Raw genomic sequence first — 26,530 nt, 5'->3', positions numbered from 1 at the left:
GCGAGTTTGCGAGTTTGCGAGTTTGCGCGTTTGCGAGTTTTATCAGAATGAATTTTTAAACGCGGTAGTCAAGTACTTCGTCTCTTTACTCTCGCTAACTTTACTCTCGCTAACTTTTATAACCCCAAAAACAAAAAACCCAGCAGAAGCTGGGTTTTTGAAATTCTTGATAACGTAAATATTAACGTTTTGAGAACTGTGGACGCTTACGCGCTTTCTTAAGACCCACTTTCTTACGCTCAACTTTACGTGCATCACGAGTAACGAAACCTGCTTTACGAAGTTGTGGACGTAGTGACTCGTCAAACTCCATAAGTGCACGAGTGATACCGTGACGGATAGCACCAGCTTGACCAGTAGTACCACCACCAGCAACGGTGATGTAAAGATCAAACTTTTCAGTCATATCAACAAGCCCTAAAGCTTGACGAACAACCATGCGTGCTGTTTCGCGACCAAAATACTCTTCTAAAGAGCGATTGTTGATTACGATGTTACCAGTGCCTGGGCGTAAGAATACGCGAGCACTTGAACTTTTACGACGACCTGTACCGTAGTATTGATTTGCCATGTTAGTGCTCCTTAAATGTCTAGAACCTGAGGCTGTTGTGCAGCATGGTTGTGCTCAGTACCTGCGTAAACTTTAAGTTTACGGTACATTGCGCGGCCTAAAGGACCACGTGGCAACATGCCCTTAACAGCCTTCTCGATGATCATTTCAGGCTTTGCAGCTTGAAGTTTATCAAAAGTAGTAGACTTAAGACCACCTGGGAAACCAGAGTGAGCATAGTACACTTTATCTTTGAACTTGTTACCAGTTACAGTAACTTTCTCCGCGTTGATAACGATGATGTAATCACCAGTATCTACGTGTGGAGTGTACTCAGCTTTGTGCTTACCGCGTAGGCGATGAGCGATTTCAGTAGCGATGCGACCTAAAGTTTTACCTTCAGCGTCAACTACGTACCAGTCACGTTTTACTGTTTCTGGTTTAGCAACAAACGTTTTCATTTATAAAAATCCAATGTTTTTCAATTAAAACCACAGGTAATTATTATTAATTACCGCTCTAAATGTTTGCTCCAACCCCTTCGAGTTTAAGACTTTTGCGCCATTCAAAAGAGGCTAATCTAATGAAGGCAATAGAACGCAACGTGGCAGACGCGGGAGTATACCAGCACTTTTACCACATTGCTACTCGACGGTTGTTTTTTCCACAAGAAAATTGTTCGATAAGCGATAAAATTAAAAACTGTACTTGTGTTAAGTTAAGTACAGTTTTGATTTGTGTCTAACTTACGACTTATAACTTACAGCTACATTAAACCAAATGCTCTCTTGCTAAGTATTCTAACGACTGCATTTCTTGCAATCGACTAATACAACGTCTGAACTCAAAGTTAAGATTGCCTTGCGTGTAGAGTTCCGTAATCGGTTTTTCAGCAGAAATAATAAGTGTGACGTGGCGTTCGTAAAACTCATCGACTAACGCAATAAAGCGTCTGGCGGCATCATCGTTATTTTGGCCAAGCTGTTTTACGTTCGATAAAATAACAGTGTTATATAAACGGCTTATTTCCATATAATCGACTTGGCTACGTGCGGTTTCACACAACTGAGAGAAATCAAACATCACAATACAATCAGCGACCTTACGGGTTTTGATCATTCGCCCTTCAATTTCGATGGGGTGATCGAGTTTACCAGGCTCTGGAGATAACTTATCAAAATACTCAAACAGATTTTTATCGGCTTGTTCATCTAATGGGCTATGAAATATCTCTGCTTGCTCTAAAGTACGCAATCGGTAATCAATGCCAGAATCCACATTCACAATCTCAGTGTTTGCATTAACAAGTGCAATTGCAGGTAAAAAGCGAGCACGCTGCAAACCATTTCGATATAACTCATCAGGTATAATGTTAGACGTTGCCACTAACACAATGCCGCGCGCAAATAAGGCTTCCATTAAACCACCAAGCAGCATGGCATCAGTAATGTCTTGCACAAAAAATTCATCAAAGCAGATAATGTCGGTTTCAGCTTTAAAAATATCAGCCACAACTTCTAAGGGATTAGCCGTTTTGTCTAATTTTTTTAGCTCTTCGTGAACACGGTGCATAAAACGATGAAAATGCACGCGCATCTTGCGTGTTCCCGGCAGCGCCTCATAGAAGGTATCTACCAAATAGGTTTTACCACGCCCTACTCCCCCCCAAAAATACAAACCTTTTATAGGCGCCGTGCTATTTTTATTAAATAGTTTAGAGAACCAGCCTTTAGCTGCGGGCTTTTGTGCTGTTAAGTCATCGAAAAGCCTTTGTAGATGACGTACTGCATTTTCTTGTGCAGCATCGTAAACAAAGTCTTCACGCTGTAAATCTTGTTGGTACTTTTGCCAAGGAGTCATAGATAGTTACAATAAAACACGGTTTAATTTACGCAATATGTTAACACGCATCGTAACTCGGGGTATATTAGCAGCAACAGGATTTATTCTTGAGTACGCAATCTAGGCGTTATTTTATTTTTATGTATTAATTCCCAAAGGGGTAGAATTATGGGTACAGTTACTTGGATCGGCATTATTGTTATTGTGGCAGTAGCTGCATTTTTCCTTGGCGCCTTCGTCACTAAAAAGCAATTTAAGCAAGATGAATTAGAGCAACAAGCAGAACAAGCTAAAAATGCATTAGAGCAATACCGTCAAGATGTTGCAGATCATTTAGCAAGCACTGGTAGACTCGTCAACAAAATGAAAGACAACTACGACCAATTGTTAAATCATGTTGATGAAACTAACAAGCTGCTATTAGCTGATAAAAAACAGCAACCTAACGAACCATTCTTTTCTAAAGAAACGACAGAGCAGCTACAACGCTCACTTAAAGAACGCCAAAGTGACCGTTCATCGGCACATGCTCAACCGGCTGATTATGTATCAGGTGAATCAGGCTTATTCGCTGGCGAACCAAAAGTAGCCGAGCCTGACAAAGTTTAATTAAGGTTTCAGAAATTTCTAAAGCTTCTTGATGAACTTTTTTTTGACCCCATAGTCTGTTTATAAAGCAGCTTATGTTTTACATGCATTTCAAAACATTCCAAAAGAGCGAACCTACTTTAAAATGTTTTGAACTAAATTGATAAAAGGCTGCTTATGCAGCCTTTTTTGTTTGTGCTTTTTCCTGTGATGTGGAGTAAACCCTGACTATGAAAATGAAATTATCGTTAATCAGTGCAGCAATGTTATCTGCCAGTTTATTATTAACCCCTGCAGTATCAATGGCTAAGATGCCTATCGCAGTCAATGGTCAACAATTACCGACGTTAGCGCCGATGCTAGAACAAATAACACCAGGCGTTGTTAGTATCCAAGTCTCCGGTTCAAAGGAAGTCCGTCGTCGCGCTGATCCGCTTGATTTCTTTTTTGGCAATCCGCAACCGCGTAGCCAAAAGCGTGAATTTAGTGGTTTAGGCTCAGGCGTTATTATTGACGCCAAAGAAGGCTACGTCGTTACCAATAACCACGTAGTTCAAGATGCTGAAAAAATGTTGGTTACTCTTGAAGATGGTCGTGAATACGAAGCAACTAAAATCGGTAGTGATAAAGAATCAGACATAGCGTTACTGCAAATTGAAGCCGATGATCTAGTCGCAGTAAAACTTGCTAATTCAGATCAGCTGCGCGTGGGTGATTTTGCAGTAGCAATTGGTAATCCATTTGGTTTAAGTCATACCGTTACCTCAGGGATTGTTAGTGCAATGGGGCGCAGTGGTTTAAATATTGAAGGTTATGAAGATTTTATTCAAACCGATGCTGCTATTAACCAAGGTAACTCAGGTGGTGCGCTAGTTAACTTAAACGGTGAGCTAATTGGTATTAACACGGCCATTTTAGGTGCATCGGGTGGCAATGTTGGTATCGGCTTTGCGATCCCATCCAATATGATGAAAAATCTCGTTGACCAAATTATTGAACATGGTGAAGTACGCCGTGGCTCACTAGGTATTTCTGGGCGCCCACTGGATGCTGGCCTTGCTAAAGCACAACAGCTTGATGTAAAACAAGGCGCTTATGTTATGCAAGTAATGGATGATTCTGCCGCCAGTGAAGCGGGTATTAAAGCTGGTGACGTAATTATTAGTATTGATGGTAGTGAGATCAGCGGCTTCCATGAACTGCGCAGTAAAATTGCCACGCTAGGTGAAGGCAGAAAGGTAAAATTAGGCATTTATCGTGATGGTAAAGTGCAAACCGTTAAAGTGACCCTTGATGGCGCATCAGCACTAACCGCAGCCGGTGATGAACTACATCCAGCCTTCCAGGGTGCAACACTTGAAAACACCCAAAAGAATGGAAATAAAGGGGTTGAGGTGACAACTGTTGATCCTCGCTCACCAGCAGCTAGAGTAGGCCTTGAAGAAGGCGACGTGGTAATGCAAGTAAACCGTCAGCGTGTTGAAACAATTAGTGACATGAATAAGATCATCGAAAACACTAAAGGTAACATTGTGCTTGGAGTACAACGCGGTCGTGAATCGGTATTTGTTTTAATCCAATAAAATAAATATTAGGTAAATAACACAAATAATAGCAGTGGTACTTGCCGCTGCTATTTTTTTTGTGCCATCATTAGAAGATCGCTCATTAAGAATAAGAACATTGTGCTGAAATTTTTTAAGTTTGTCCTTCCCCCGCTATTTGCCGGACTCGGTATCGCATTTTTGGTAGTATTTTTTAGCCCAAATATGCGTGCAACGCTGTTACCTAATGTCCCCTTACCAAGTGCTATGAGTATTGACCATTTGAGTTTTGCCGATGCAGTACAGCGCGCAGCGCCATCAGTTGTGACAATCATTTCTGAGAGTATTTCAAAGGAACCTCGTTATAAACGGCAAAATACCGTGCAAGAACTTGGCTCCGGTGTGATCATGTCAAGTGATGGCTATATTCTTACCAACTATCATGTGATCAATAATGCTGATCAAATTATGGTGCTGCTTACTGATGGCCGCCGTTATTTTGATGTTCAGCTCATCGGCTTTGATACCATCACCGACTTAGCACTGTTGAAAATTAACGTTGAGCACTTGCCAGTTATCCCAATTAGTGAGCGTTTTACGCCTCGCGTGGGTGATGTGGTGCTGGCGATTGGTAATCCGCTGAATCTAGGGCAAACAATCACCCAAGGGATCATCAGTGCCACGGGTAAACAAAAAATTACCGATAGTCCTTATAATAGTCTGCTACAAATGGATGCGGCAATTAATGTCGGCAACTCAGGTGGCGCACTGGTTAACTCTAATGGCGACTTGGTTGGGATCACCTCAGCACAATTTAAAACCCGAGAGAATCTGGATATCCAAGGCATATTCTTCGCCGTACCGTACTCGTTAGCGAAAGAAGTAATGGATAAACTGATCCGTCATGGTCGTGTTGTGCGTGGTTACTTGGGCTTCACAGGTACTGCCGTTGATAGTACCGGTAAAGAAGTGAGCGATAAGTTCACCCCTATTGCTGGCTTGCGTATAACCAACCTAGATCCATTAGGTCCAGCATGGCAAGCTGGTATTAAAGAACAAGATATTGTGATTAAAATTGGCGGTGAAGATGTCACTAACCCACAAAAAACCTTAACCAGAATTGGTAATTCAGAGCCGGGCCATGAAATAGAATTTGAACTTTATCGAAATGGAAAAGTACTAAAAGTGATGGTGAAGGTTGCAGAGTTAGAGACTAAACTATAATTTTAGTTGCAAGGTAAAAGGTAAAAGGTAAAAGGTAAACAAGGTTTTCGCTTGAACCTTGTTACCTGAACCTTTCAACTCGTATTTAACTACTTCGGCGTTTGATGTTTGCACCTAACGCGCTGAGTTTATCTTCAATCCGTTGATAACCTCGATCAACGTGGTAAATACGGTCAACAACCGTTTCACCTTGTGCCACAATCCCCGTTAAAATTAGGCTCGCTGATGCACGTAGATCGGTTGCCATTACTTGTGCGCCACTCAAACTCTTAGTGTCACCACAAATTGCCGTATTCCCCTCCAAACGAATGTTAGCCCCCATACGTTGTAGTTCTGGCACATGCATAAAACGGTTTTCAAAAATCGTTTCGGTAATGGTCGCGCTGCCATTAGCTACTACATTTAACGCAGTAAACTGCGCTTGCATATCGGTAGGGAAACCTGGGTGTGGCATGGTTTTAATATTAACGGCTTTGAGCTCACGGCCACGCATATCAAGATAAATACTATCTTTATGTACTTCAATCAACGCATTAGTTGCACGCAATTTTTCAATCACAGGCTCTAAACTATGAAAATCGGTAAGCTTACATAGCACTTCGCCACCCGCCATTGCTGCGGCCACTAAAAATGTGCCAGTTTCAATCCGATCTGGCAAGATGCGATGCTCACAACCATGCAGCTTTTCAACACCTTCAATTTCAATACGGCTAGTGCCTGCACCGCTAATTTTTGCGCCCATTGCTGTTAAGCAAGCAGCTAAATCTATAATCTCTGGTTCACGCGCCGCGTTTTCTAATACGGTTTTGCCGTCAGCTAAGGTTGCGGCCATTAATAAATTTTCGGTCGCGCCAACGCTGACCATTTCCATGTAGATTTCAGCACCTTTTAAACGCCCATCTACCTTGGCATTGATATAACCATTTTCAACGCTAATAACAGCGCCCATGCGCTCCAAACCTTGAATATGAATATCAACCGGGCGAGCACCAATTGCACAACCACCAGGAAGCGATACTTGTGCTTGACCAAAACGAGCAACCAATGGACCTAATGCTAATACTGAGGCACGCATTTGTTTAACTAACTCGTAAGGGGCCAATGTTTTATCAACTTTGCCACCATCAATAACGAGCTGCTCGCCGTGCCAGTGTATTTCTGCGCCGAGGGTTTTTAATAATGCTTCAGTAGTGCCGATATCACGCAGGCGAGGAACATTATTAAAGGTACTTTTACCGTCAGCTAATAATGCTGCAAACAAAATAGGTAAAGCGGCATTTTTAGCGCCAGAGATAGTGACTTCACCGGCAAGTCCGGTTCCACCCTGAATTACAAATTGATCCATGAGGAAACCTTTTTTATTGAGGTAAAATGAATTTTTGTTCGCGCTTCCACTCAGTAGGTGTAAATGCACGGATCGAAACTGCGTGGATTGTGCCGTCAGAAATGGTGTTCATCAACGGACCATATACCAGCTGTTGTTTTTTCACTCGGCTTAACCCATCAAAACAATCGCCGACTGCGATAACTTCATAATGACTACCGTTGGCTTTCACATGTACTTCAGCTAATTGCAATTCGTCGCGCAATAAGGTTTCGACTTGGCTTGTTTCCATAACTCTCACTCAAATAGGTTGGTAACCTGTCCCAACTGCATCAACTTTTGCAGTTGTTCAGGAATATTTTGCAATTCAAGGTGAATACCTTGCTGCTTTAATTCTGCGAAAGAGTGAATTAACCAAGCTAAGCCCGCCGTGTCAACCCTAGACACCTCAGAAAGGTCAAAATACCAGTTTTTATGGCTAGTTTGTGAGTTTTTATTCAGAAGTCGTTCAGCGGAAATTGAATTTCGAGTCAATTCACCACTGACTCGATAGTGCTGTTCGTCAATCTGAGTAACGGTTACTTTACTCATTACCGCCGTCACCTCTAAATTGCACTGGCAACTTACTTTTCTGTTCAAGTAGGTCACTAACATGGTTAATACCTTGCTGGCGCAAAATGCCTTGAAATTCACTTTGCTTGGCATCTAATAAACTAATGCCTTCGGCAACCATGTCATAAGCACGCCATTCGCCATCGCGATCTTCACGTACTTTAAAATCAATTTTAATTTCCGGCTTGCCTGGCTCGACAATTTTGGTTTTCACTAATACTAGGTCTTGCCCTGTAAACTCTTTGCTTGCACCAAACTCTACTTTTTGGTTGGTGTATTGGGTAAACACGCCAGCATAAGTGGCGATTAAGTATTCTTGAAACACATCAATAAAGTGTTTGATATCCTCAACCGCTTGCTTTTGCTCAGCAGGATCTTTAATCGCACGCACTTTTGATACATGACTTCCTAATACACGCAGTGCAGCATATTTATAATCAATGTAAGGCATCAACTCTTCTTTGACGATAACCCGTAGATGCTCTTTATCTTTTTCGATTAAAGGCTGGTCACGAGTAATACGTTGAAAAGTATTATCAGATACTTGGCGGACCATTTTATATGGGTCTGTTAAATCGACCACATCGCTTGCTACGCTGATCGCGCTGAAAGTCAGCGCAACTAAAATTATAAATTTCTTAAACATAATTACTTACTCGCCGCCTTGATTGAATAAAAATTGCCCGATTAACTCTTCAAGCACCAATGCTGATTTCGTGTCAGTGATATAGTCGCCATCATTTAAGGCTTTGCTTTCAACACCAAATAACTCGTCTAACCCTAAGTTTTTATCATTACTTGTTACCGCAACACCTAAACACGCTTGTTCAGCTGATTTTGGGGCAATGACAGGGTTAATCCCTAAATATTGCTCACCTAGGATGCCTGATGTCAAAATTGAAACTGAGCTGGTATCTGAAAAACGACATTTATATTGCGCATCAATCGTCATATCAACAACTGGCACAAATTCTTGTGGGTGAATTGAAATACCCTCAACTCGACCAACCACTACACCACCTACTTTAATCGGCGCACGTGTTTTTAATGAACCAATGTTTTCAAACTTGGCTTTCAATAAGTAAGTTTCGCCGTTGCCGCTGATCCCTGCATTGGCAACTTTTAACGCCAACATAGCAAAAGCTGCTATGCCTAGCGCAACAAAAAAACCAACTAAAATTTCTAATTTCCGTGAATTCATTATCTATACCTTTATTAGCTAGTAAACATTACCGCTGTCAAAATAAAATCAAACCCTAAAACAGCCAAAGATGAGTGTACAACTGTCTCTGTTGTTGCTTTACTGATCCCTTCAGAGGTCGGTATACAATCGTAGCCTTTATAAAGCGCAATCCATGTAACCACGATGGCAAATACAAAACTCTTGATCATGCCATTTAAAATATCTTGCTGAAACGATACTTGTGACTGCATGATTGACCAAAAACTCCCCGTATCAACACCCAACCAATCAACACCCACTAAATGAGCACCAATAATTGCAACTGCTGAAAATATTAACGCCAGTAATGGCATACTGATAAAGCCCGCCCAAAAGCGTGGCGCGATAATACGTTTAAGAGGGTCAATGGCCATCATTTCAAGACTTGATAACTGCTCAGTCGCTTTCATTAAACCTATTTCAGCGGTTAATGCACTACCAGCTCGCCCGGCAAACAATAATGCAGTAACAACAGGGCCTAACTCTCTGAGTAAACTCAATGCGACTAATGGACCTAAGCTGTCCTCTGCACCATAACCAACTAGTACGGTGTAGCCTTGCAACGCCAATACCATACCAATGAATAATCCCGACACCATGATTATCAATAGTGACTGCGAGCCGACCATATATAATTGTCGTATTAAAAGCGGCGTGCCTTTTCTAAAATTAGGCAAACTCCATAACGCACCTATCAACATCTGAGTGGAGCGACCAAGTGCAGCAAATCGTCCTAACGTTTTATGACCTAGCATTTGCAAAAAATCAAACATCAGCGGCGCCCTCCCAGTAATTCTTGTTGATAAGGTTGAGCAGGAAAATGAAACGGCACTGGGCCATCAGATAATCCTTTTAAGAACTGCTGAACTAGGGCCGATTCATGATTACGCATTTCATCCGGTGTACCGCTACCAATAACGCCTTGATCGGCAATAATGATAACGTGATCGGCAATGCTCATCACTTCTGTTACATCGTGAGTTACGATTAATGATGATAATCCAAGCACTTGATTAAGCGATTTAATCAACTTAACTAACACCCCCATGGAGATTGGGTCTTGGCCTGCAAATGGCTCATCATACATAATTAATTCAGGATCAAGTGCGATTGAGCGCGCTAATGCAGCACGACGTGCCATACCACCTGACAGCTCAGAAGGCATTAAATCTTGTGCGCCACGCAAGCCAACAGCTTGTAATTTCATTAGCACCACAAGGCGAATTAAATCTTCACTTAGACGAGTGTGTTCACGCAGCGGAAAAGCGATATTGTCAAATACAGACATATCGGTAAATAATGCGCCGCTTTGGAACAACATACTCATTTTGGTTCGCGCCGCATAAAGCTCTTTGCGCGACATGGCAGGAATGTTATTACCTTCGAATAAAATAGTGCCGCTATCTGGTTTTAATTGACCACCAATTAAACGCAACATGGTGGTTTTACCAATTCCGCTTGGTCCCATTATTGCCGTAATTTTTCCTTTCGGGACACTAAAGCTCATATTTTTATATATGCAGCGATTGCCCCTAGAAAAGCTTACATCCTTGATTTCTACTATTGGTTGCGACAAGTCGCTCTCCATTACTATTTTCACTAGTTCACCTATTTTAAGCGTTTTTACAGCAAGATGGAAAAAACAAATCGTAAAATTTTGTAATATTCTATGTAATAGCGCTGCAAACCTTACAGCAGTAGGCTTAACCGTCGCTTAAATAATTATTCTCAGTCCAAATCAGGCCATAATCTAACAAGCTTCGCAGATTCTTTTATTTATACTTTCAGGTTGGCTTTTGTTACTATTTGCAGTCATCTCATTTTGAATAATTGGCGTAACGTAATGGTGACTTCTTTTGTCATTTTAATTCTCGGATTTGCAGCTCTAGTTTGGAGTGCGGATCGCTTTGTTTATGGTGCTGCGGCACTGGCAAAAAATTTCGGTGTTCCTACTCTTATTGTTGGCTTAACCGTTGTTGCGATGGGCTCGTCAGCCCCTGAAATGATGGTCTCAGCATCAGCTGCGCTTGCCGGTAAAACTGACACTGCCGTGGGTAACGCCGTTGGCTCAAATATCACTAATATTTTACTTGTTTTAGGTATTACCGCGCTATTGCGCCCACTCTCAGTATCATCAATGACATTAAAACGCGAAATGCCGCTTGTACTACTAGTGTCAATCGCTGCCTGGTATGTATTTTCTGATAACTACTTTTCATTTGCTGAGGGCGTTGCATTAATCATTGGCTTTGTGGTCTTTATTGCGGGCTTAGTTATTATTTCTATTCGCGCTAAAAACCAAGCTGACGACCCATTTGTAAGTGAAGCCTGTGAAGACGTACCAGATAACGTGCCCACCAAATCGGCTTTATTTTGGTTAATTATTGGTATGATATTACTGCCTGTCAGCTCACATTTTTTAGTTGGCTCAGCAGTTGATATAGCCAAATACTTTGGCCTAAGTGATTTAGTAATAGGGTTAACCATTATTGCTATTGGTACCAGTTTGCCTGAGCTGGCAGCCTGTATTGCTGGGGTATTAAAAAACGAAGATGATTTAGCACTGGGTAATATTGTTGGCTCAAATATCTTTAACATTTTAGCTGTGTTGCCACTGGCTGGGATTATCAACCCTTCAATTATTGATCCTTCAGCTGCAAACCGTGATGCCTTAATAATGATTGGTGCCACCATAGCCCTTATTGCTATGTCCTTGAGTTTTAGGGGCACAAGACGCATTAATAGAGTTGAAGGTGGCCTGTTATTGGTCGCGTTTTTAATCTATCAAGGTTATATTTTCAGCCAAGTTGCTTAATGCTAGCCACAAAATGGATAACACAATGACGCAGTTAAATTTTATTGAACAAGGTAAGCGGGTGCTAGAAATAGAGCGCCAAGCACTGCTTGATATAACCCAATATCTAGACGAAAACTTTAATCAAGCTTGCCAATTGATGTATCAATGTCACGGTAGGATCATAGTAGTCGGTATGGGGAAATCTGGGCATATTGGTAATAAAATTGCTGCAACACTGGCAAGCACTGGCACGCCTGCGTTTTTTGTCCACCCGGGTGAAGCCAGTCATGGTGATTTAGGGATGATCACTCGTGATGACGTGGTTATGCTTATTTCTAACTCAGGCGAAACCAGCGAAGTACTGAATATTATTCCGGTTATTAAACGTATTGGCGCAAAAATGATCGCCATGACAGGTAACCCTGAATCATCAATGGCAAATTGGGCTGATGCACATGTATGCATCAAAGTAAGTCAAGAGGCCTGCCCATTAGGACTCGCTCCGACTGCGAGCACGACTGCAACACTTGCGATGGGTGATGCAATAGCCGTTGCTCTGCTAGAAACCCGTGGCTTTACCGCCGATGACTTTGCGCTATCGCATCCTGGTGGTAGCTTAGGTAAACGTTTACTATTGTGTTTAAAAGATATTATGCACAGTGGCCCAGCAACGCCTATGATCAATGATAAGCAATGTATCAAAGATGCATTAATCGAAATGTCGGCAAAAGGCTTAGGTATGACAGCTATTGTTGATGACACAGGGCAACTTGCAGGGCTTTTTACTGATGGTGATTTACGGCGAATTTTAGAGCAACGAATAGATATTCACAGTACTTTGATAAGCACTGTCATGACCCGCTCTTGCACTACTGCAACTGCTGATATGCTTGCCGCCGAGGCACTCAATATCATGGAGAATAAGCGTATCAATGGCTTAATTGTAGTTGATGATAAACACCACCCTATTGGTGCTCTTAATATGCAAGATTTGCTCAAAGCAGGAGTTTTATAATGCAGTTTGCTGACTTATATCAGCCACTTTCAGATGATGCTCGCGAGCGAGCACAAAAAATCAAACTCCTGATCTGTGATATCGATGGGGTGTTTTCAGATGGTCGTATTTATCTTGGTAACCAAGGTGAAGAACTCAAAGCGTTTAATACTAAAGATGGCTTTGGTATCAAAGCACTGATCAATAGCGGTTTTGAAGTTGCCGTGATCACCGGTCGTCATTCACAGATAGTTCAGCAACGGATGACTAGCCTGACAGTACCGCATATTTACCAAGGCCAAGAAAACAAGTTGCAAGCTTATCAACAGCTCAAGGATAAATTGCAGTTAAGCGATGAACAAATCGCTTACATAGGCGATGACGGACCTGACTTGCCGGTAATGGAATTGGTTGGTTTTGCGGTGGCAGTAAATGATGCGCATCCACTAATCAAACGCATTTCACATTATACAACCATGCTACCTGGTGGCTTTGGGGCGGTGCGTGAACTCACTGATTTATTAATGCTCGAAAATGGTAAATCATTAACCAGCGAAGGCACGAGCTCATGAATAGTGCGCGTTTAATATTATGCGTATTATTTGTCGGCTGCATGGTATGGCTGTGGTATCCGTATTTTTATCAAAGTACCGCCATAAAACAACACCAAGAAGATATAATAGCAAAACCTGATTATACTGCGGTGGCATTAAAACAAACCGCATTTGATGAACAAGGTAAAATTAGCCACAAAGTAACAGCTGCAAAAATGGAACTCTACCAACAGTTAGGGTTCACTTACTTTGAACAACCTATTTTTACACTCTATAATCAACAGCAGACGTGGCAAATTAATGCCGATGAAGCCACCTTATATGAAAATCATCAATTAATTTTAGAAGGTAATGTGGTTGCTAAAAACCTGACCAATAATGCCATGATTGAACATATAAACGCAGATAATATTCAGGTTGATATTGAACTACAAACCATGAGTTCAGAACAACCAGTTGAATTAATCGGACCAAATTTAAAAATCACTGGGCGCGGTCTCCATGCCGACTTAAAAGCCGAAGTGGTAGAACTAATTAACCATACGCGAACCATATATTATGACCAATAAATTTGCTCACTTGCTTGTTATACCAAGCTTATTCATTGCTTTTGCAAGCTTTGCTGAAAATACGACACCACCTGCAGATCAAGTCTCTATCAGTGCTGACACGCAGCTTGCCCAACTGAAAGACAATATCGGTATTTTTGAAAAAAATGTTGAAATCATTCATGGTAACCGCCGTATCAAAGCGGATCGACTTGAAGTCCATAAGCGCGAAGATTTAGGCGATAACAAACAACTACTTGTCGCAACTGGCAGTCCGGCTTACTTTGAAGAAAAACAAACTGATGGCACAGTAATGAGTGCCAGTGCTGATGAAGTCCGTTACGATGTCGCTAAGCGCTATTTAACCTTGGTTGGCAATGCACAAGTCACTCAGGCAGGTCAAAAAATCAATGCCAAAAGCATTACCTATGATATGGACCAGCAACTGATCAGTGCTGAAAAAGGCGCAAGCTCAAGCGATCGTGTGCACACCATTTTGGTACCAGTAGACAGTAAAAAAGACAAATCTAAAGGGCAGCCATGAGTACATTAAAAGCTGAATTTCTAGCAAAAAGCTATAAAGGTCGCCAAGTTGTAAAAAGCGTGGGTTTAGAAGTTAGCGCAGGCAGCATTGTTGGCTTATTGGGTCCTAATGGCGCTGGTAAAACCACCACCTTTTATATGATTGTGGGTTTAGTTCCAAGCGACAAAGGTAAAATCAGTATTGATGATAATGACATCACCTTACTGCCAATGCACAGTCGCGCACGGTTAGGGATTGGCTACCTGCCACAAGAATCATCCATCTTCCGTAAATTAACTGTTTATCAAAACCTGATGGCTATTTTAGAAACTCGTAAAGAGCTGAATAAACAAGCCAGAGAAGAAGCGCTCGACAGCTTACTTGATGAGTTTAGCATTCAACATATCCGCGACAGCCAAGGTATGGCATTATCTGGCGGTGAACGTCGTCGAGTTGAAATTGCACGCGCTTTAGCCGCAAACCCAAAATTTATCTTACTTGATGAGCCTTTTGCTGGCGTTGATCCTATTTCAGTGTTAGATATAAAGAAGATTATTGAACACCTTAAAAACCGTGGTATTGGCGTGCTTATTACCGACCACAATGTACGAGAAACCCTTGATGTTTGTGAAAAAGCCTACATAGTTTCTCATGGGGAGTTAATTGCATCAGGTACCCCTGAGCATGTACTCGCCGACCAAACAGTCCGCGATGTTTACCTGGGCGAGCAATTTAGGCTATAAAGCCACGCTCGGCTAAGTATCTGCTAGACTTAACGATGATAACAATAAAAGGATTGTTAGAGATACATGAGGCAATCACTCCAGCTGCGCATGGGCCAGCAACTTACAATGACACCACAGCTGCAACAAGCAATTCGCTTATTGCAACTCAGTACATTGGATCTCCAGCAAGAAATTCAAGAAGCGCTCGACAGCAATCCATTGTTAGAGCTAGAAGAACATGAATATTCAGACGACACGGCTGGTAAAAACGAACAAAAACAAGATAACGATGACTTAACCGTTAGCGCATCAGCAGACGACAAGCCAAGCGAATATGAACAAGAAAGTAGCGAAGCATTAAGTAAAGAGACCTTAAGTGACGAAATGGCTATGGACGTCACCTGGGACGAATACATGAGTGCTGCGCCAAATACGTCATCTGGGCCAATGCCTGAAGATGAGTCAATTTATCAAGGTGCCTCAACTGAAACCTTGCACGAATATCTAATGTGGCAATTACAACTCACACCTTTTAGTCCAACCGATGAAGCCATTGCCATTGCGATTGTTGAAGCCGTTGACGATTCAGGTATTTTAACCTTGAGCTGCGAAGACATCGCAGAAAGCTTAAATCAAGGTAATAACGAAGAAGAAATCGAACTCGACGAAGTGCAAGCAGTGTTAAAACGCATTCAGTTGTTTGACCCTGTTGGTATTGCTGCGCGCAGCCTACAAGAATGTTTATGTATTCAATTAAATCAATTTGATCCTGCAACTCCTTGGATTAGCGAGACAAAAATGATTTTAACTGATCATATCGATTTATTAGCTAGTCGTGACTATCGCACTTTGATGAAAAAGACTAAGCTTAAAGAAGATGAACTAAAAGAAGTAATGACACTGATCCACAGCCTTAACCCAAAGCCTGCGGATACCATAGTACGCGAAGAATCAGAGTATGTTATTCCTGACGTTTCGGTGAAAAAAATTAAAGGTCGCTGGGTGGTTGAACTCAATCCAGACAGCATGCCAAAAATTAGAGTGAACAGCCAATATGCGGCGATGTCACGCTCTGTAAAATCAAGCACTGACAGCCAATTTATACGCTCGCATTTGCAAGAAGCTAAATGGTTTATTAAAAGCCTAGAAAGTCGTAACGAGACGTTACTCAAAGTAACCAACTGCATTGTTAAACAGCAGCAAGGATTCTTTGAGCATGGCCCTGAGGCCATGCGCCCTATGGTACTAAACGACGTTGCCGAAATGGTTGAGATGCACGAATCAACAATTTCTCGTGTAACCACCCAAAAATACATGCATACCCCTCGTGGTATATTTGAGTTAAAATATTTTTTCTCGAGCCATGTAAGTACTGAGAACGGCGGCGAATGCTCATCGACAGCCATTCGAGCATTGATCAGAAAATTGATCAGTGCAGAAAACTCAGCGAAACCATTGAGTGATAGTAAGATTGCAGATATATTGGCAGAGCAAGGTATCAAAGTAGCTAGACGGACTATTGCAAAATACCGCGAGTCGCTGGCTATTCCACCGTCAAATCAACGTAAAAGTTTGATTTAAGGCGTAAAATCACAAGAGGAAAATGCTTATGCAACTAAATTTAACTGGTCGTCATGTAGAAATTACTGATTCATTAAGAGACTATGTAAACAATAAGTTTGCCAAGCTTGAAAGGCATTTTGATCATATCAATAATGTCCATGTCATTCTTGATGTAGAAAAGCTAAGCCAAAAAGCAGAAGCCACATTACATGTCAGTGGCGCTGAATTATTTGCCTCAACTGAGCACCAAGACATGTATGCAGCCATTGACGGACTAATCGACAAACTTGACCGTCAGGTAATTAAACACAAAGAGAAGCACGCTCGACACTAACACTATGAAATTAAGCTCACTTATTTGCCAGGACTGCAGTAAAGCTGCGGTCCTTTTTAATAGCAAAAAACGGATCATTGAATTTATCAGCCAATTGGCTCATGAACAACTTCCTCAGCTATCACAACAAGAAATCCTCAACGCACTACTGTCGAGAGAAAAACTAGGTAGTACGGGTATTGGTCGTGGTATTGCTATTCCTCATGGCCGTATGAGTGGTGTTGAAAACCCGCTAGCAATAATTATAGTGAGTGAATCACCGATTGATTTTGATGCGATAGATAATCGCCCAGTTGATATATTTGTAGCTCTCATCGTGCCAGATGGTGATAGCCAACTTCATTTGAAGACGTTAGCCACAATTGCTGATAAACTCAACGACAAAGATTTTTGTAAACAACTACGTAGCGCAAAAACAGACCAAGATTTGTATCACGTAATTGCTGCGCAATCGTAGCCAAATGAAGGAGAATTTACATGGAGTTAATCATCATCAGTGGGCGTTCTGGCTCAGGTAAATCTGTTGCTCTGCGTGTAGTAGAAGATCTTGGTTATTATTGTGTAGATAATATTCCGGTAAACTTATTACCTTCATTAGTGCGCAGTGTCTCTGATAATTATGACAAAATTGCCGTCAGTATTGATGTCCGTAATTTACCGAAAGAGCAGGAAGAATTTAACGATATTCTTGAATACTTGCCTGGTTTTGCAAATCCGACGCTATTTTATTTAGACAGTGATGATCAAACCCTGATCAAACGTTTTTCTGAAACTCGCCGCTTACATCCATTATCTTTGGACTCTTTGCCACTGGATTTAGCCATCAAGCAAGAAAAAGTATTACTTGATGTATTAACTACTCGCGCTGACTTTATACTTGATACCACTGATCTGAGTGTCCACCAGCTTGCAGAGTCAATCCGTGAAAAGATTTTAGGGAAAAAAGATAAAAAACTAATCATTACCTTTGAATCATTTGGTTTTAAATATGGTATCCCAAAAGAAGCTGATTATGTTTTTGATGCACGCTTTTTACCAAACCCACATTGGGAGCCTGAGCTTAAGCCACTTACAGGCCTGGATCAGCCAGTAAAAGATTATTTAGCCAGCCACAGTATCGTACAAAAATTCACTTGGCAGATCCAAACCTTTGTACAAACTTGGTTACCGCATTTGGAGCGTAATAACCGCAGTTACTTAACAATTGCTATTGGTTGCACCGGTGGTCAACATCGCTCAGTTTATCTAGCGCAAACTATAGGTGAAAGCTTCTCGATGAGCCACAGCAATGTGAAAATTCGCCATCGTGAACAAGAATAACAACTCACGTTTACAGTAAGGAATGTTGATGCGTTTAGAAGATACATTTTTAATAAAAAACAAACTCGGTTTACATGCTCGCGCAGCCAGCGTATTAGCGCAATTAGCTGTGCAGTTTGATGCCAGCATCACACTTCATCAAGATGACAAACAAGCCGCAGGCGATAGCGTACTCGGCTTAATGCTATTAGAAAGTAGCCAAGGCAAAGAAGTTAAAGTTGTATGTGAAGGCCCGGACGCTGAACCTGCTCTTGCAGCAATTGGCGAGTTGATCGCGCAACGCTTTAACGAACAAGAATAGCTCGTAGTCAGTACCACTAAATTGCGTTAAACTAAATAAAGTCGTTAATTAAACAGACCAAGCGCATTAATTATCGATAACAGTTACCCTACCTATCAAGTGTATTAATTTTTTAAGGACGCCAATGCCAGAAGCTTTTGAACAAGATTACCCACTACAACAACTAAAACAAGTGACCAAGTCACTTAACAGTGGTCAATTTGTTCAAGTAAGGCGTATGTTGGCAAAAACAGCTCCGTGTGACACTGCATTATTACTCGAGTCATCCCCGCATAAAATTCGTACCTTGCTATGGCAACTGGTTGATCCAGATGTACAAGGTGACGTACTCGAAGAACTCTCAGAAGATGTTCGTTTAGGGATCATTGCCCAAATGGAGCCGAAGCACATCGCTGCGGCAACTGAGGACATGAGCCACGATGATCTAGGGGAAGTACTACGTAGCCTACCTGATACCGTCTACAAAGACGTTGTTAGTGCCATGGACAGCCAAGATCGAGAACGTGCAACTCAAGCACTCTCTTATCAAGAGCGCTCTGCTGGCGCGCTGATGAACACCGATACAGTCACCATCCGTCCAGATGTCACTATCGACGTAGTACTGCGCTACTTACGTTTACGTGGTGAGCTACCAGAAGGTACCGATGATCTTTATGTTGTTGATAAACATAACTGCTTTATTGGTGCCATGTCGTTAACGACCTTGTTGACTAACTCGCCAGATAAAATTATTCGTGACTTAATGGATGAAGATTGTGAATCTATCCTCATTTCGATGGATGAAACCGATGTAGCACAACTGTTTGAACGTCATAACTGGATATCAGCACCAGTGGTTGATGATAATGACCATCTACTTGGCCGTATCACCATCGATGATATCGTTGACGTTATCCGTGAAGACGCCGAACATAGCTTATTAAGCCTAGCCGGTCTTGATGATGAAGAAGATACCTTTGCCCCAGTGTTAAAAAGTTCGAAAAAGCGCTCAATTTGGCTTGGCGTTAACTTATTAACCGCGCTACTTGCTGCGATTGTGGCAAGCTTCTTTGAAAACACTTTAGCAATTTTACCTATTCTAGCGGTACTCAACGGTATAGTGCCATCCATGGGTGGTGTTGCGGGCAGCCAAACATTAACCCTCGTAATACGTGGTATTGCAGTGGGTCATATCAACCAAACTAACCAACGCTTTTTACTGATCAAAGAGCTTGCAATCGGCGCAATAAACGGGATTGTTTGGTCCATTTTAATTGCCGGTGTTGTTGCTATTTGGCAATGGGACTTTAAGCTTGGCGGCGTACTCGCCTTTGCCATGTTTATGAACTTAGTAGCCGCAGGTATCGCCGGTGCCAGTATTCCGCTACTATTGAAAAAAATGAAAATTGACCCTGCATTAGCTGGCAGCGTAGTACTGACAACCGTAACCGATATTGTAGGGATCTTCGCCTTCCTAGGCACCGCCACATGGTTGTTGGTGTAGTTAAAAATTAGTTAAAGGTTAAACCCATCGTAGGCGCGAGTTTATCTCGCGCATCTCTTAGCGTTACATCAACCTCATCCGCCAACTTAGGCAATGGCTTTAGCCATGAATGTTATCAACCGCGCGGCATAAAGCACCGCCTACGATAAACCTAAAACTTTAACACCCGTAGGCGTTAAGCTTGCTGACGCACAAACTCCGAGCCACATTTAAAACGCGGTGGCAAGCCACTCGCCTACAAGTGATTTAACACCGAGATAAACGTTAAAACCCGTAGGCGTTGAGCTTGCTGACGCACAAACTCCGAGCCACATTTAAAACGCGGTGGCCAGCCACACGCCTACAAGTGATTAATTAGACATCATAGTAAATTTTAACACCGTAGGCGTTAAGCTTGCTGACGCACAAACTCCGAGCCACATTTAAAACGCAGTGGCAAGTCACTCGCCTACAAGTGATTTAACGCCGAGATAAACTTTAACACCCGTAGGCGTTAAGCTTGCTGACGCAAAAACACCTATGACTATAATAAAATGAGAGGTTAAACATTCTTGGGGAAGGTTATAAGTGGATGTTCTTAATGAAAATAACAACATACACTTATAATTTTGGTATATAACATCCTAGCAAAATCCTTCTAATATCTACTTATTTAAAGCCCATTCCTTGCTGCTTTTACTTCGCTCCTTGATGCGCTATTCATTAGTTCCTTCCATTGCTGTGCCGTCCAAAGTGGCTTTGCGCTTTTTACGATCCCTTGTTGGTTTTTCCTTAATACGTTATCCATAATGTTACTCCTTGCCATCTATTGGCTGTTCATCCTTGTTATATTTCACACTGTGACTCTAACGACGTCCGATTATATAAATTGCATGTATCAGACCAGGAATATACCCTAGTAATGTTAACAAAATATTAATCCAAAACTGAGCACCTAAACCAACTTGTAAAAATACACCAAGTGGTGGAATAAGTACTGAAAATATAATTCGTATTAAATCCATGACTCTCACTCCCTGAAATTTATATAAGAAAGCCCAGCATAACTGGGCATTCGTGGCTTATAGATTATTCAGCTACAATAGTTAAGTTATCAACTACATCGCGAACATCTTCGGCATTCTTAGCAATTTTCACCGCTAGCTGTTTTTCAGCATCCGAACCAACAGTACCATTTAGCGTTACCACACCTTTATCGGTATCTACGTCAATATCCGTACCGCCTACTTCAGAATTAAACAAATAGCGTGTTGTAATAACGGTAGTAATTTTAGCATCCGTTAAATCACTTTCTGTGCTATCTGATTTCATCTTCTTGCTTTTTGTGTCCGTGTTTTTAACGACCGTTAGCTCGTTATCAACATCAGTTACACCATCTAGACTTAAGATAAGCTCTTCCGCTAGCTCTTTATCAAGCTCACTTTCAACTTTACCAGTTAGTACAACCTTGCCATTTTTTACATCAGTGTTAATGTCAAAGTTGTTTAAGTTAGTGTTCATTAACAGAACCGTTTCTGCCTTACCATCAATCCAAGCATCTTTACTTTCATTTTCCCAGCTGTTTGCTTGCGCACCCATAGCGGTTGTACCAAGAACTAACGCTGCAATAATAGATTTGTTAAATGTTTTCATAATCTTTCTCCTTTTGATTAAAGACAATATGATTAATGCGAACATCAAGCCAACTTTTAAAGCACTTAAAATCAATAACTTAAGCTTTATTTGATATAGCGCTAGCTTTAGTCTTGGTAATTATTTACAGACTGCTCGGTAATTTATTCTGGTCGTTGCAAAATTAACCATTTAATAGCATTATTCGTTAATCTGTCGTTAATATAACAAACGCACCTAACAAAAATAAATTTAAATTATTGATTATTAAGCTAATTAATAAATGGCCTAAGCTTTGCTTTAACTATTGCAGTACTGAGCAATCATAAAATACACCAACAGCATCACTTATAAGGAATACATCATGACTGTGAAATTAGAAGATCGCCCAATTGAGCAAGTGCGTGAACAAGTTATTGATCAATTAATATATAACTACAGTCATGCTGTTATTTCAGCTGATGCTTTTGAGCGTCGATTAGATCAGGCAATGGCTGCGAAAGATAACCAAAGCTTAATTGATTTGGTAAGTGACCTAGAATTAACAACCGATAGTAATTACCGGTGGGAAAAACGTGCGCAGTTTAGCCCAAACTATAGTAATAAAAGCAGCGATGAAACATTGCACTTGCGAAGTATCTTAGGATCAAACGAGCGCAGTGGGCAATGGGTAGTACCAAAAGAAATCCACCTGACGAACTTACTTGGTTCTATTGAACTTGATTTCACTGACGCCATATTTCAGCATCAAAATATCACCATCCATGTCAATTGCTTACTAGGCAATGATGAAATTTATGTGCCAGAACACGTCAATGTTGTATCAAAACTGTTCAGTATTATTGGTAGTGTTGAAAACAAATCAGTGTCACTGAATAAACACCAAGGGCCAACCATTACTATCGAAGGAAAAGTTATTCTGGGCTCTGTGGAAATTAAAATTAAGCGCACCATTAAAGAAAAGTTTGTCTCATTCGCCAACAGCCTTAAAACCAGTTGGCAAGATATCAATAAACATTAATAGATAAAACACAGTTAAAGCTTAACACCGTAGGCGTTAAGCTTGCTGACGCGAAAACACCGAAACAATATTGAATATCGCGGTGGCAAGCCACTCGCCTACAGTGAGTAATTAAACACTGAGATTAACGTTAACACCCGTAGGCGTTAAGCTTGCTGACGCAAAAACACCGAAACAATATTGAATATCGCGGTGGCAAGCCACTCGCCTACAAGTCATTAATTAAACATCAAAGTAAACTTTAACACCGTAGGCGTTGAGCTTGCTGACGCAAAAACACCGAAACAATATTGAATATCGCGGTGGCAAGCCACTCGCCTACAGTGAGTAATTAAACACTGAGATTAACGTTAACACCCGTAGGCGTTGAGCTTGCTGACGCAAAAACACCGAAACAATATTAAATATCGCGGTGGCAAGCCACTCGCCTACAGTGAGTAATTAAACACTGAGATTAACGTTAACACCCGTAGGCGTTGAGCTTGCTGACGCGAAACTAATGTTATAAATCATTATTACGCTCACTAGGAATATCACTTAAATATTCAACAAACTCTATTTCAAACCCTGCAGGGTCAATAAAATACACATTTTTACGAAATGGATTTACCGCACCTGGCTTATCAATACTGTAACCAGCGCTTTCTAAACGCGAAATTACTGCAGCAATATTATTCGTAACATAAGCAAAGTGCGCTAAGCCAACTTGATGTCCGGTTAAGTCACGGTTGTGTTGTTCACCATGATCACTCAATGCTAAATACTGAAAATCATCGCCAAAGTGCAACCATTTTCGTGGTTTACCGTGCCACTCCCCTTCGCCTTGGCTTCTGATGGACCAGTACGGAAAAGCCGCCTTATAAAAGTGCAGCATAGCTTCAACATCATCGACTACCAAATTTACGTGCTCTAAATACATAATTAAGTTCCTTTATTTAAGTAATTAAAGCCACAATAAAACCTCAAGTAACATTGAGGTAAAGTGTTTTTTATAAAAGATTTAATAACAAAAGATGTGTGAGGATAAGGGTTAATGAGAAAACAGTATAGGTTAGAGGTGCAAGGTTTTAGGGCCTAACCCCTAGTGTCTTTCCTAGAACCTAGTTCCTTTAAAAAATTTGCGCGGCATAAAGCCGCGCCTACGCAAATTAAAACTTATAGCTTAAACCTAGCTTCCCGCAATCTGCATTTGTTCAATCAATACCGAACCGGTCTGAATTCCACCACGGCGCTCTATGTCACCGCCTATGCCACTAATGCCTTTAAACATATCTTGCAGTTTACCAGCGATGGTAATTTCGCTTACAGGGTATTGTATTTCGCCATTCTCAACCCAAAAACCGGCAGCACCACGCGAGTAATCACCCGTTACAGTATTAACGCCTTGGCCCATTAACTCAGTGACCAATAAACCGGTGCCCATTGTTTTTAACAGCGCAGCTAAATCAGCATGAGTTTGTTCAACTAACCAGTTATGAATACCACCAGCATGACCGGTAGGTGTCATATTCATTTTTCGGGCTGCGTAGCTCGCTAATAAGTAAGTTTGCAGATCACCGCCTTGAATGATTTCACGGTCGATGGTTTTTACCCCTTCACTATCGAATGGTGAAGACGCTAAACCTTTTAAAATATGCGGACGCTCTGAAATATTAACGCACTTATTAAATACTTGCGTGCCAAGGCTATCCAACAAAAAGCTCGATTTACGATACAGCGCACCACCACCTATTGCAGACACCAAGTGACCAAACAATGAATTAGCAATATCTGCACGAAAAACAACAGGGACTTTCATGGTACCTAGTTTTTTGCTATTGAGCTTAGCAAGAGTTTCACTCGCAGCCTCTAAACCTACTGCCGCAGCATCTTTCAAACCAGCTTGGTCTCGCGCTACGGTATAAGCTGAATCCCGCTGCATTTGCTCACCATCTTTACCAATCACCATAGTACTAATGCTGTGGCGAGTACGCGGGTAACCTGTGATAAGACCATGGCTATTACCATACACACGTAAACCTTGATGCGATGAAAAACTGGCGCCATCTGAATTAACAATACGCGCATCGGCATTAAGCGCCGCTTGCTCTGCAGCATGACACAGTTCAATGCCCTGCTCAGGGCTGACATCCCACGGGTGGTATAAATCCAAATCAAGCGGAGCAAATTCAAGTAGCTCTTTATCGGCTACGCCATTATGTGGATCATCTGAAGTAAACTTGGCGATATCAATGGCTTTCTCTACCACTGTACGCAGTGTTTTGGGGTTTAAATCAGCTGTTGACGCAGAGCCTTTGTGATTACCAACGTACACACTGATCCCCAGCCCACCATCTTGGTTAAATTCAATGGTCTCGACTTCACCCATGCGGGTACTAACTGATAAACCTGAGGTGCTCGACATCGCCGCTTCAGCGCCAGTAGCACCGAGTTTTTTCGCGTGTTCTAAAACCTCTGCAACGGCATCTTTTATTTGAGAAATTTGAGTATAAATAGGATCTTGCTGTTGGCTTTTCATATTTTTAGTCCTGAGCTTGGAGCGTTTTGCATGCGCAATCATAATACTTAAATGCTAACACACTCACTGCATTGCATCAGCTAATATTAATCATTAAAAGAATCACGTATATACCCAAGCCACCTCAAGATACAGAATTCAGCGTTTCATAGGGGCTTAATATCAAGGCGTTACTTTGCAAGAATGGCAGTCCCTTTTAAGAAGTAACAATGATGAGAGTAAGTGCCTGTGAAACGCCCAACGAGTTGGTTTAAAAGCGATTTATACTGCGTTATTGATTTTAACAATAGAACCATTATTACTTGCAATCAATGCCTTGCCTAAATCGCTTTTAACTCCAACGACGCTCGCATCTTGAGGTGGTTTGGGTATAATGACTGCAGTTAACGTTATCATATGAGTACCCCATGGCGAAGAAAAAAGGCAAGCCTGCTGAAATTGAAGAAGAAATTATCTATATATCAAAAAGTGAACTAAAGCGCGAAGCGCAAGAGTTTCATCAGTTAGGTGCTGAAATTGCCAAAATGGGGAAAAAACAGCGCGAGCGCTTACCCTTAAATGACGATTTAAAAGCGGCAATGGTTGTTGCAGACAAAATCAGTAACAAAAGTGATGCATATCGTCGTCACTTAAATTACATCGCAAAAACTTTGCGTACCGTTGAGAATATCGAAGAGATCAACGCTATTATCGACATTATGTTGAATAAAAATAATCAAGCCGAAGTGATGATTAAAAAGATTGAGCAATTACGCGATGATTTAATTGCCCAAGGTGATGATTTAGTCAATCAAACCATTGAGCAATACCCGAGTATTGATCGTCAAAAGTTACGTCAATTGGTGCGTAATGCGGCAAAAGAAGTAAAAATTGAAAAGCCAGCTAAAGGCTATAAAGAGCTATTTCAATATCTTAAAGAAAGTATCATGCGATAAGCTACATGTAATGTAGTAATAAATTGCCTATATTCAGTCTGGGTATAAACACCCGCTATTTATAGGCAGTTACCGTTTAGTAAGCAGTAGCGCCTCCCTCGCAGCAAATTAAAACCCTGTAAGTATTAAGCTTGCTGACGCACCAACACCACGCCACATTTAAAACGCGGTGGCAAGCCACTCGCCTACAAGTAAGTAATAAACATCAAAGTAAATTTAACACCGAGATAAACTTTAACACCCGTAGCCGTTAAGCTTGCTGACGCACCAACACTGTAATGGTCAACAAATTCTGTAGAGATTCTAAGCGGCATTTTTTAATTCATTATATTTCTGATGTGGCGTCATATAATTAAGCGTAGAATGCCTACGTTTGTAATTGTAAAACTGAATATAA

34 protein-coding genes are annotated in these 26,530 nt (G+C 41.3%); 17 read left to right on the top strand and 17 right to left on the bottom strand.

The window, feature by feature from the left end:
• Positions 1-181: 181 nt before the first annotated feature.
• From rpsI to zapE, 3 genes are all read right to left on the bottom strand, one after another.
• The gene (gene rpsI / locus H5200_RS19530; RefSeq protein ID WP_016710054.1) at positions 182-571 is read right to left on the bottom strand and encodes a 30S ribosomal protein S9; all 390 of its coding nucleotides are present in this window, start codon (positions 569-571) and stop codon (positions 182-184) included.
• Positions 572-582: 11 nt separating this feature from the next.
• Positions 583-1,011, bottom strand: coding sequence for a 50S ribosomal protein L13 (gene rplM, locus H5200_RS19525; protein WP_002957960.1), 429 nt, complete (start codon positions 1,009-1,011; stop codon positions 583-585).
• Between the two features lie 310 nt (positions 1,012-1,321).
• Positions 1,322-2,410: a cell division protein ZapE gene (gene zapE, locus H5200_RS19520; protein ID WP_149980601.1), complete on the bottom strand. Its 1,089-nt coding sequence runs from the start codon at positions 2,408-2,410 to the stop codon at positions 1,322-1,324.
• 150 nt (positions 2,411-2,560) lie between these two features.
• Between zapE and H5200_RS19515 the strand changes: the two genes are divergently transcribed.
• The 3 genes from H5200_RS19515 to H5200_RS19505 all read left to right on the top strand — a co-directional run bounded on the left by H5200_RS19515 (position 2,561) and on the right by H5200_RS19505 (position 5,748).
• The gene (locus H5200_RS19515; protein WP_182762279.1) at positions 2,561-3,001 is read left to right on the top strand and encodes a YhcB family protein; all 441 of its coding nucleotides are present in this window, start codon (positions 2,561-2,563) and stop codon (positions 2,999-3,001) included.
• Between the two features lie 209 nt (positions 3,002-3,210).
• Positions 3,211-4,563, top strand: coding sequence for a Do family serine endopeptidase (locus H5200_RS19510; protein WP_182719513.1), 1,353 nt, complete (start codon positions 3,211-3,213; stop codon positions 4,561-4,563).
• A gap of 102 nt (positions 4,564-4,665) precedes the next feature.
• Entirely contained in the window at positions 4,666-5,748 is a 1,083-nt protein-coding gene (locus H5200_RS19505; protein ID WP_149980599.1) for a trypsin-like peptidase domain-containing protein, read from the top strand.
• Positions 5,749-5,833: 85 nt separating this feature from the next.
• On the opposite strand, the gene murA is transcribed toward H5200_RS19505, so the two are convergent.
• Genes murA through mlaF form a run of 7 tightly spaced genes read right to left on the bottom strand, consistent with a single transcriptional unit; the run spans position 5,834 to position 10,494 of the window.
• Positions 5,834-7,093: a UDP-N-acetylglucosamine 1-carboxyvinyltransferase gene (murA, locus tag H5200_RS19500; RefSeq protein WP_145236783.1), complete on the bottom strand. Its 1,260-nt coding sequence runs from the start codon at positions 7,091-7,093 to the stop codon at positions 5,834-5,836.
• A 13-nt stretch (positions 7,094-7,106) separates the two neighbouring features.
• The gene (locus H5200_RS19495) at positions 7,107-7,364 is read right to left on the bottom strand and encodes a BolA family protein (protein ID WP_149980598.1); all 258 of its coding nucleotides are present in this window, start codon (positions 7,362-7,364) and stop codon (positions 7,107-7,109) included.
• Between the two features lie 5 nt (positions 7,365-7,369).
• On the bottom strand, positions 7,370-7,663 hold the full coding sequence (locus tag H5200_RS19490; RefSeq protein ID WP_182762277.1) for a lipid asymmetry maintenance protein MlaB: 294 nt from the start codon (positions 7,661-7,663) through the stop codon (positions 7,370-7,372).
• Positions 7,656-8,330: a phospholipid-binding protein MlaC gene (locus H5200_RS19485; protein ID WP_182762274.1), complete on the bottom strand. Its 675-nt coding sequence runs from the start codon at positions 8,328-8,330 to the stop codon at positions 7,656-7,658. The genes H5200_RS19490 and H5200_RS19485 overlap by 8 nt, the downstream gene beginning before the upstream one ends.
• A gap of 6 nt (positions 8,331-8,336) precedes the next feature.
• On the bottom strand, positions 8,337-8,885 hold the full coding sequence (mlaD, locus tag H5200_RS19480) for an outer membrane lipid asymmetry maintenance protein MlaD (protein ID WP_149980595.1): 549 nt from the start codon (positions 8,883-8,885) through the stop codon (positions 8,337-8,339).
• Positions 8,886-8,899: 14 nt separating this feature from the next.
• A complete protein-coding gene (gene mlaE, locus H5200_RS19475) occupies positions 8,900-9,679 on the bottom strand; it encodes a lipid asymmetry maintenance ABC transporter permease subunit MlaE (RefSeq protein ID WP_145236765.1) in 780 nt (259 codons plus the stop codon).
• A complete protein-coding gene (gene mlaF / locus H5200_RS19470) occupies positions 9,679-10,494 on the bottom strand; it encodes a phospholipid ABC transporter ATP-binding protein MlaF (protein WP_182719518.1) in 816 nt (271 codons plus the stop codon). Before mlaF ends, mlaE begins: the two co-directional genes overlap by 1 nt.
• A 255-nt stretch (positions 10,495-10,749) precedes the next feature.
• On the opposite strand from mlaF, the gene H5200_RS19465 reads away from it, so the two are divergent.
• The 12 genes from H5200_RS19465 (at position 10,750) to mgtE (ending at position 20,048) form a co-directional block, all read left to right on the top strand.
• Positions 10,750-11,721, top strand: coding sequence for a calcium/sodium antiporter (locus tag H5200_RS19465; RefSeq protein ID WP_149980594.1), 972 nt, complete (start codon positions 10,750-10,752; stop codon positions 11,719-11,721).
• 25 nt (positions 11,722-11,746) lie between these two features.
• A complete protein-coding gene (locus tag H5200_RS19460) occupies positions 11,747-12,718 on the top strand; it encodes a KpsF/GutQ family sugar-phosphate isomerase (protein ID WP_145236758.1) in 972 nt (323 codons plus the stop codon).
• Entirely contained in the window at positions 12,718-13,269 is a 552-nt protein-coding gene (gene kdsC / locus H5200_RS19455) for a 3-deoxy-manno-octulosonate-8-phosphatase KdsC (RefSeq protein ID WP_149980593.1), read from the top strand. Before H5200_RS19460 ends, kdsC begins: the two co-directional genes overlap by 1 nt.
• Positions 13,266-13,820 carry an LPS export ABC transporter periplasmic protein LptC gene (lptC, locus tag H5200_RS19450; protein WP_149980592.1) on the top strand — a complete coding sequence of 185 codons (555 nt, stop codon included), beginning with the start codon at positions 13,266-13,268 and terminating at the stop codon, positions 13,818-13,820. Before kdsC ends, lptC begins: the two co-directional genes overlap by 4 nt.
• The gene (gene lptA, locus H5200_RS19445) at positions 13,810-14,343 is read left to right on the top strand and encodes a lipopolysaccharide transport periplasmic protein LptA (protein WP_182719516.1); all 534 of its coding nucleotides are present in this window, start codon (positions 13,810-13,812) and stop codon (positions 14,341-14,343) included. Before lptC ends, lptA begins: the two co-directional genes overlap by 11 nt.
• Positions 14,340-15,065 (top strand): LPS export ABC transporter ATP-binding protein, encoded by a 726-nt coding sequence (gene lptB / locus H5200_RS19440; protein WP_149980590.1) that lies wholly within the window; start codon positions 14,340-14,342, stop codon positions 15,063-15,065. The genes lptA and lptB overlap by 4 nt, the downstream gene beginning before the upstream one ends.
• A gap of 66 nt (positions 15,066-15,131) precedes the next feature.
• Positions 15,132-16,628: an RNA polymerase factor sigma-54 gene (locus H5200_RS19435; RefSeq protein WP_145236743.1), complete on the top strand. Its 1,497-nt coding sequence runs from the start codon at positions 15,132-15,134 to the stop codon at positions 16,626-16,628.
• Positions 16,629-16,656: 28 nt separating this feature from the next.
• Positions 16,657-16,944 (top strand): ribosome hibernation promoting factor, encoded by a 288-nt coding sequence (gene hpf / locus H5200_RS19430; RefSeq protein ID WP_145236739.1) that lies wholly within the window; start codon positions 16,657-16,659, stop codon positions 16,942-16,944.
• Positions 16,945-16,948: 4 nt separating this feature from the next.
• The gene (gene ptsN, locus H5200_RS19425; protein WP_149980589.1) at positions 16,949-17,401 is read left to right on the top strand and encodes a PTS IIA-like nitrogen regulatory protein PtsN; all 453 of its coding nucleotides are present in this window, start codon (positions 16,949-16,951) and stop codon (positions 17,399-17,401) included.
• Positions 17,402-17,421: 20 nt separating this feature from the next.
• A complete protein-coding gene (gene rapZ, locus H5200_RS19420) occupies positions 17,422-18,264 on the top strand; it encodes an RNase adapter RapZ (protein ID WP_149980588.1) in 843 nt (280 codons plus the stop codon).
• A 28-nt stretch (positions 18,265-18,292) separates the two neighbouring features.
• On the top strand, positions 18,293-18,565 hold the full coding sequence (locus tag H5200_RS19415; protein ID WP_064667815.1) for an HPr family phosphocarrier protein: 273 nt from the start codon (positions 18,293-18,295) through the stop codon (positions 18,563-18,565).
• A 124-nt stretch (positions 18,566-18,689) separates the two neighbouring features.
• The gene (gene mgtE / locus H5200_RS19410) at positions 18,690-20,048 is read left to right on the top strand and encodes a magnesium transporter (protein WP_145236729.1); all 1,359 of its coding nucleotides are present in this window, start codon (positions 18,690-18,692) and stop codon (positions 20,046-20,048) included.
• A 652-nt stretch (positions 20,049-20,700) separates the two neighbouring features.
• Here mgtE and H5200_RS24135 read toward each other — a convergent pair.
• The 3 genes from H5200_RS24135 to H5200_RS19400 all read right to left on the bottom strand — a co-directional run bounded on the left by H5200_RS24135 (position 20,701) and on the right by H5200_RS19400 (position 21,680).
• Positions 20,701-20,835, bottom strand: a complete 135-nt coding sequence (locus H5200_RS24135) for a hypothetical protein (protein ID WP_259397404.1) — start codon at positions 20,833-20,835, stop codon at positions 20,701-20,703.
• Between the two features lie 58 nt (positions 20,836-20,893).
• Positions 20,894-21,052, bottom strand: coding sequence for a YqaE/Pmp3 family membrane protein (locus H5200_RS19405; RefSeq protein ID WP_149980587.1), 159 nt, complete (start codon positions 21,050-21,052; stop codon positions 20,894-20,896).
• Between the two features lie 64 nt (positions 21,053-21,116).
• Positions 21,117-21,680 (bottom strand): BON domain-containing protein, encoded by a 564-nt coding sequence (locus H5200_RS19400; protein ID WP_145236725.1) that lies wholly within the window; start codon positions 21,678-21,680, stop codon positions 21,117-21,119.
• A gap of 343 nt (positions 21,681-22,023) precedes the next feature.
• Between H5200_RS19400 and H5200_RS19395 the strand changes: the two genes are divergently transcribed.
• A complete protein-coding gene (locus H5200_RS19395) occupies positions 22,024-22,680 on the top strand; it encodes a LiaF domain-containing protein (protein ID WP_182762272.1) in 657 nt (218 codons plus the stop codon).
• Positions 22,681-23,182: 502 nt separating this feature from the next.
• Here H5200_RS19395 and H5200_RS19390 read toward each other — a convergent pair.
• The 3 genes from H5200_RS19390 to H5200_RS24130 all read right to left on the bottom strand — a co-directional run bounded on the left by H5200_RS19390 (position 23,183) and on the right by H5200_RS24130 (position 25,594).
• Positions 23,183-23,599 carry a VOC family protein gene (locus tag H5200_RS19390; RefSeq protein WP_149980586.1) on the bottom strand — a complete coding sequence of 139 codons (417 nt, stop codon included), beginning with the start codon at positions 23,597-23,599 and terminating at the stop codon, positions 23,183-23,185.
• 249 nt (positions 23,600-23,848) lie between these two features.
• The gene (gene pmbA / locus H5200_RS19385) at positions 23,849-25,198 is read right to left on the bottom strand and encodes a metalloprotease PmbA (protein ID WP_149980585.1); all 1,350 of its coding nucleotides are present in this window, start codon (positions 25,196-25,198) and stop codon (positions 23,849-23,851) included.
• A gap of 261 nt (positions 25,199-25,459) precedes the next feature.
• A complete protein-coding gene (locus tag H5200_RS24130; RefSeq protein WP_259399246.1) occupies positions 25,460-25,594 on the bottom strand; it encodes a hypothetical protein in 135 nt (44 codons plus the stop codon).
• A gap of 11 nt (positions 25,595-25,605) precedes the next feature.
• On the opposite strand from H5200_RS24130, the gene yjgA reads away from it, so the two are divergent.
• Complete coding sequence (gene yjgA / locus H5200_RS19380) at positions 25,606-26,133, top strand: ribosome biogenesis factor YjgA (protein ID WP_182732384.1); 528 nt, start codon at positions 25,606-25,608, stop codon at positions 26,131-26,133.
• Between the two features lie 303 nt (positions 26,134-26,436).
• Here yjgA and H5200_RS24475 read toward each other — a convergent pair.
• The coding region (locus tag H5200_RS24475; RefSeq protein WP_404936147.1) for an IS3 family transposase at positions 26,437-26,530 on the bottom strand (94 nt) is incomplete at its 5' end.

The sequence above is a fragment of the Pseudoalteromonas sp. SG43-7 genome (genome assembly GCF_014164295.1).
Classification (GTDB): Bacteria; Pseudomonadota; Gammaproteobacteria; order Enterobacterales; family Alteromonadaceae; genus Pseudoalteromonas; species Pseudoalteromonas rhizosphaerae.
The sequence above is the reverse complement of the archived record's forward strand: the minus strand, read 5'-3'. Positions and strand labels throughout refer to the sequence as shown.

Coding starts and splice junctions, on each gene's coding strand:
- rpsI (WP_016710054.1), bottom strand. CDS start 571: ATGGCAAATCAATACTACGGTACAGGTCGTCGTAAAAGTTCAAGTGCT.
- rplM (WP_002957960.1), bottom strand. CDS start 1,011: ATGAAAACGTTTGTTGCTAAACCAGAAACAGTAAAACGTGACTGGTAC.
- zapE (WP_149980601.1), bottom strand. CDS start 2,410: ATGACTCCTTGGCAAAAGTACCAACAAGATTTACAGCGTGAAGACTTT.
- H5200_RS19515 (WP_182762279.1), top strand. CDS start 2,561: ATGGGTACAGTTACTTGGATCGGCATTATTGTTATTGTGGCAGTAGCT.
- H5200_RS19510 (WP_182719513.1), top strand. CDS start 3,211: ATGAAAATGAAATTATCGTTAATCAGTGCAGCAATGTTATCTGCCAGT.
- murA (WP_145236783.1), bottom strand. CDS start 7,093: ATGGATCAATTTGTAATTCAGGGTGGAACCGGACTTGCCGGTGAAGTC.
- H5200_RS19495 (WP_149980598.1), bottom strand. CDS start 7,364: ATGGAAACAAGCCAAGTCGAAACCTTATTGCGCGACGAATTGCAATTA.
- H5200_RS19490 (WP_182762277.1), bottom strand. CDS start 7,663: ATGAGTAAAGTAACCGTTACTCAGATTGACGAACAGCACTATCGAGTC.
- H5200_RS19485 (WP_182762274.1), bottom strand. CDS start 8,330: ATGTTTAAGAAATTTATAATTTTAGTTGCGCTGACTTTCAGCGCGATC.
- mlaD (WP_149980595.1), bottom strand. CDS start 8,885: ATGAATTCACGGAAATTAGAAATTTTAGTTGGTTTTTTTGTTGCGCTA.
- mlaE (WP_145236765.1), bottom strand. CDS start 9,679: ATGTTTGATTTTTTGCAAATGCTAGGTCATAAAACGTTAGGACGATTT.
- mlaF (WP_182719518.1), bottom strand. CDS start 10,494: ATGGAGAGCGACTTGTCGCAACCAATAGTAGAAATCAAGGATGTAAGC.
- H5200_RS19465 (WP_149980594.1), top strand. CDS start 10,750: ATGGTGACTTCTTTTGTCATTTTAATTCTCGGATTTGCAGCTCTAGTT.
- H5200_RS19460 (WP_145236758.1), top strand. CDS start 11,747: ATGACGCAGTTAAATTTTATTGAACAAGGTAAGCGGGTGCTAGAAATA.
- kdsC (WP_149980593.1), top strand. CDS start 12,718: ATGCAGTTTGCTGACTTATATCAGCCACTTTCAGATGATGCTCGCGAG.
- lptC (WP_149980592.1), top strand. CDS start 13,266: ATGAATAGTGCGCGTTTAATATTATGCGTATTATTTGTCGGCTGCATG.
- lptA (WP_182719516.1), top strand. CDS start 13,810: ATGACCAATAAATTTGCTCACTTGCTTGTTATACCAAGCTTATTCATT.
- lptB (WP_149980590.1), top strand. CDS start 14,340: ATGAGTACATTAAAAGCTGAATTTCTAGCAAAAAGCTATAAAGGTCGC.
- H5200_RS19435 (WP_145236743.1), top strand. CDS start 15,132: ATGAGGCAATCACTCCAGCTGCGCATGGGCCAGCAACTTACAATGACA.
- hpf (WP_145236739.1), top strand. CDS start 16,657: ATGCAACTAAATTTAACTGGTCGTCATGTAGAAATTACTGATTCATTA.
- ptsN (WP_149980589.1), top strand. CDS start 16,949: ATGAAATTAAGCTCACTTATTTGCCAGGACTGCAGTAAAGCTGCGGTC.
- rapZ (WP_149980588.1), top strand. CDS start 17,422: ATGGAGTTAATCATCATCAGTGGGCGTTCTGGCTCAGGTAAATCTGTT.
- H5200_RS19415 (WP_064667815.1), top strand. CDS start 18,293: ATGCGTTTAGAAGATACATTTTTAATAAAAAACAAACTCGGTTTACAT.
- mgtE (WP_145236729.1), top strand. CDS start 18,690: ATGCCAGAAGCTTTTGAACAAGATTACCCACTACAACAACTAAAACAA.
- H5200_RS24135 (WP_259397404.1), bottom strand. CDS start 20,835: ATGGATAACGTATTAAGGAAAAACCAACAAGGGATCGTAAAAAGCGCA.
- H5200_RS19405 (WP_149980587.1), bottom strand. CDS start 21,052: ATGGATTTAATACGAATTATATTTTCAGTACTTATTCCACCACTTGGT.
- H5200_RS19400 (WP_145236725.1), bottom strand. CDS start 21,680: ATGAAAACATTTAACAAATCTATTATTGCAGCGTTAGTTCTTGGTACA.
- H5200_RS19395 (WP_182762272.1), top strand. CDS start 22,024: ATGACTGTGAAATTAGAAGATCGCCCAATTGAGCAAGTGCGTGAACAA.
- H5200_RS19390 (WP_149980586.1), bottom strand. CDS start 23,599: ATGTATTTAGAGCACGTAAATTTGGTAGTCGATGATGTTGAAGCTATG.
- pmbA (WP_149980585.1), bottom strand. CDS start 25,198: ATGAAAAGCCAACAGCAAGATCCTATTTATACTCAAATTTCTCAAATA.
- H5200_RS24130 (WP_259399246.1), bottom strand. CDS start 25,594: ATGATAACGTTAACTGCAGTCATTATACCCAAACCACCTCAAGATGCG.
- yjgA (WP_182732384.1), top strand. CDS start 25,606: ATGGCGAAGAAAAAAGGCAAGCCTGCTGAAATTGAAGAAGAAATTATC.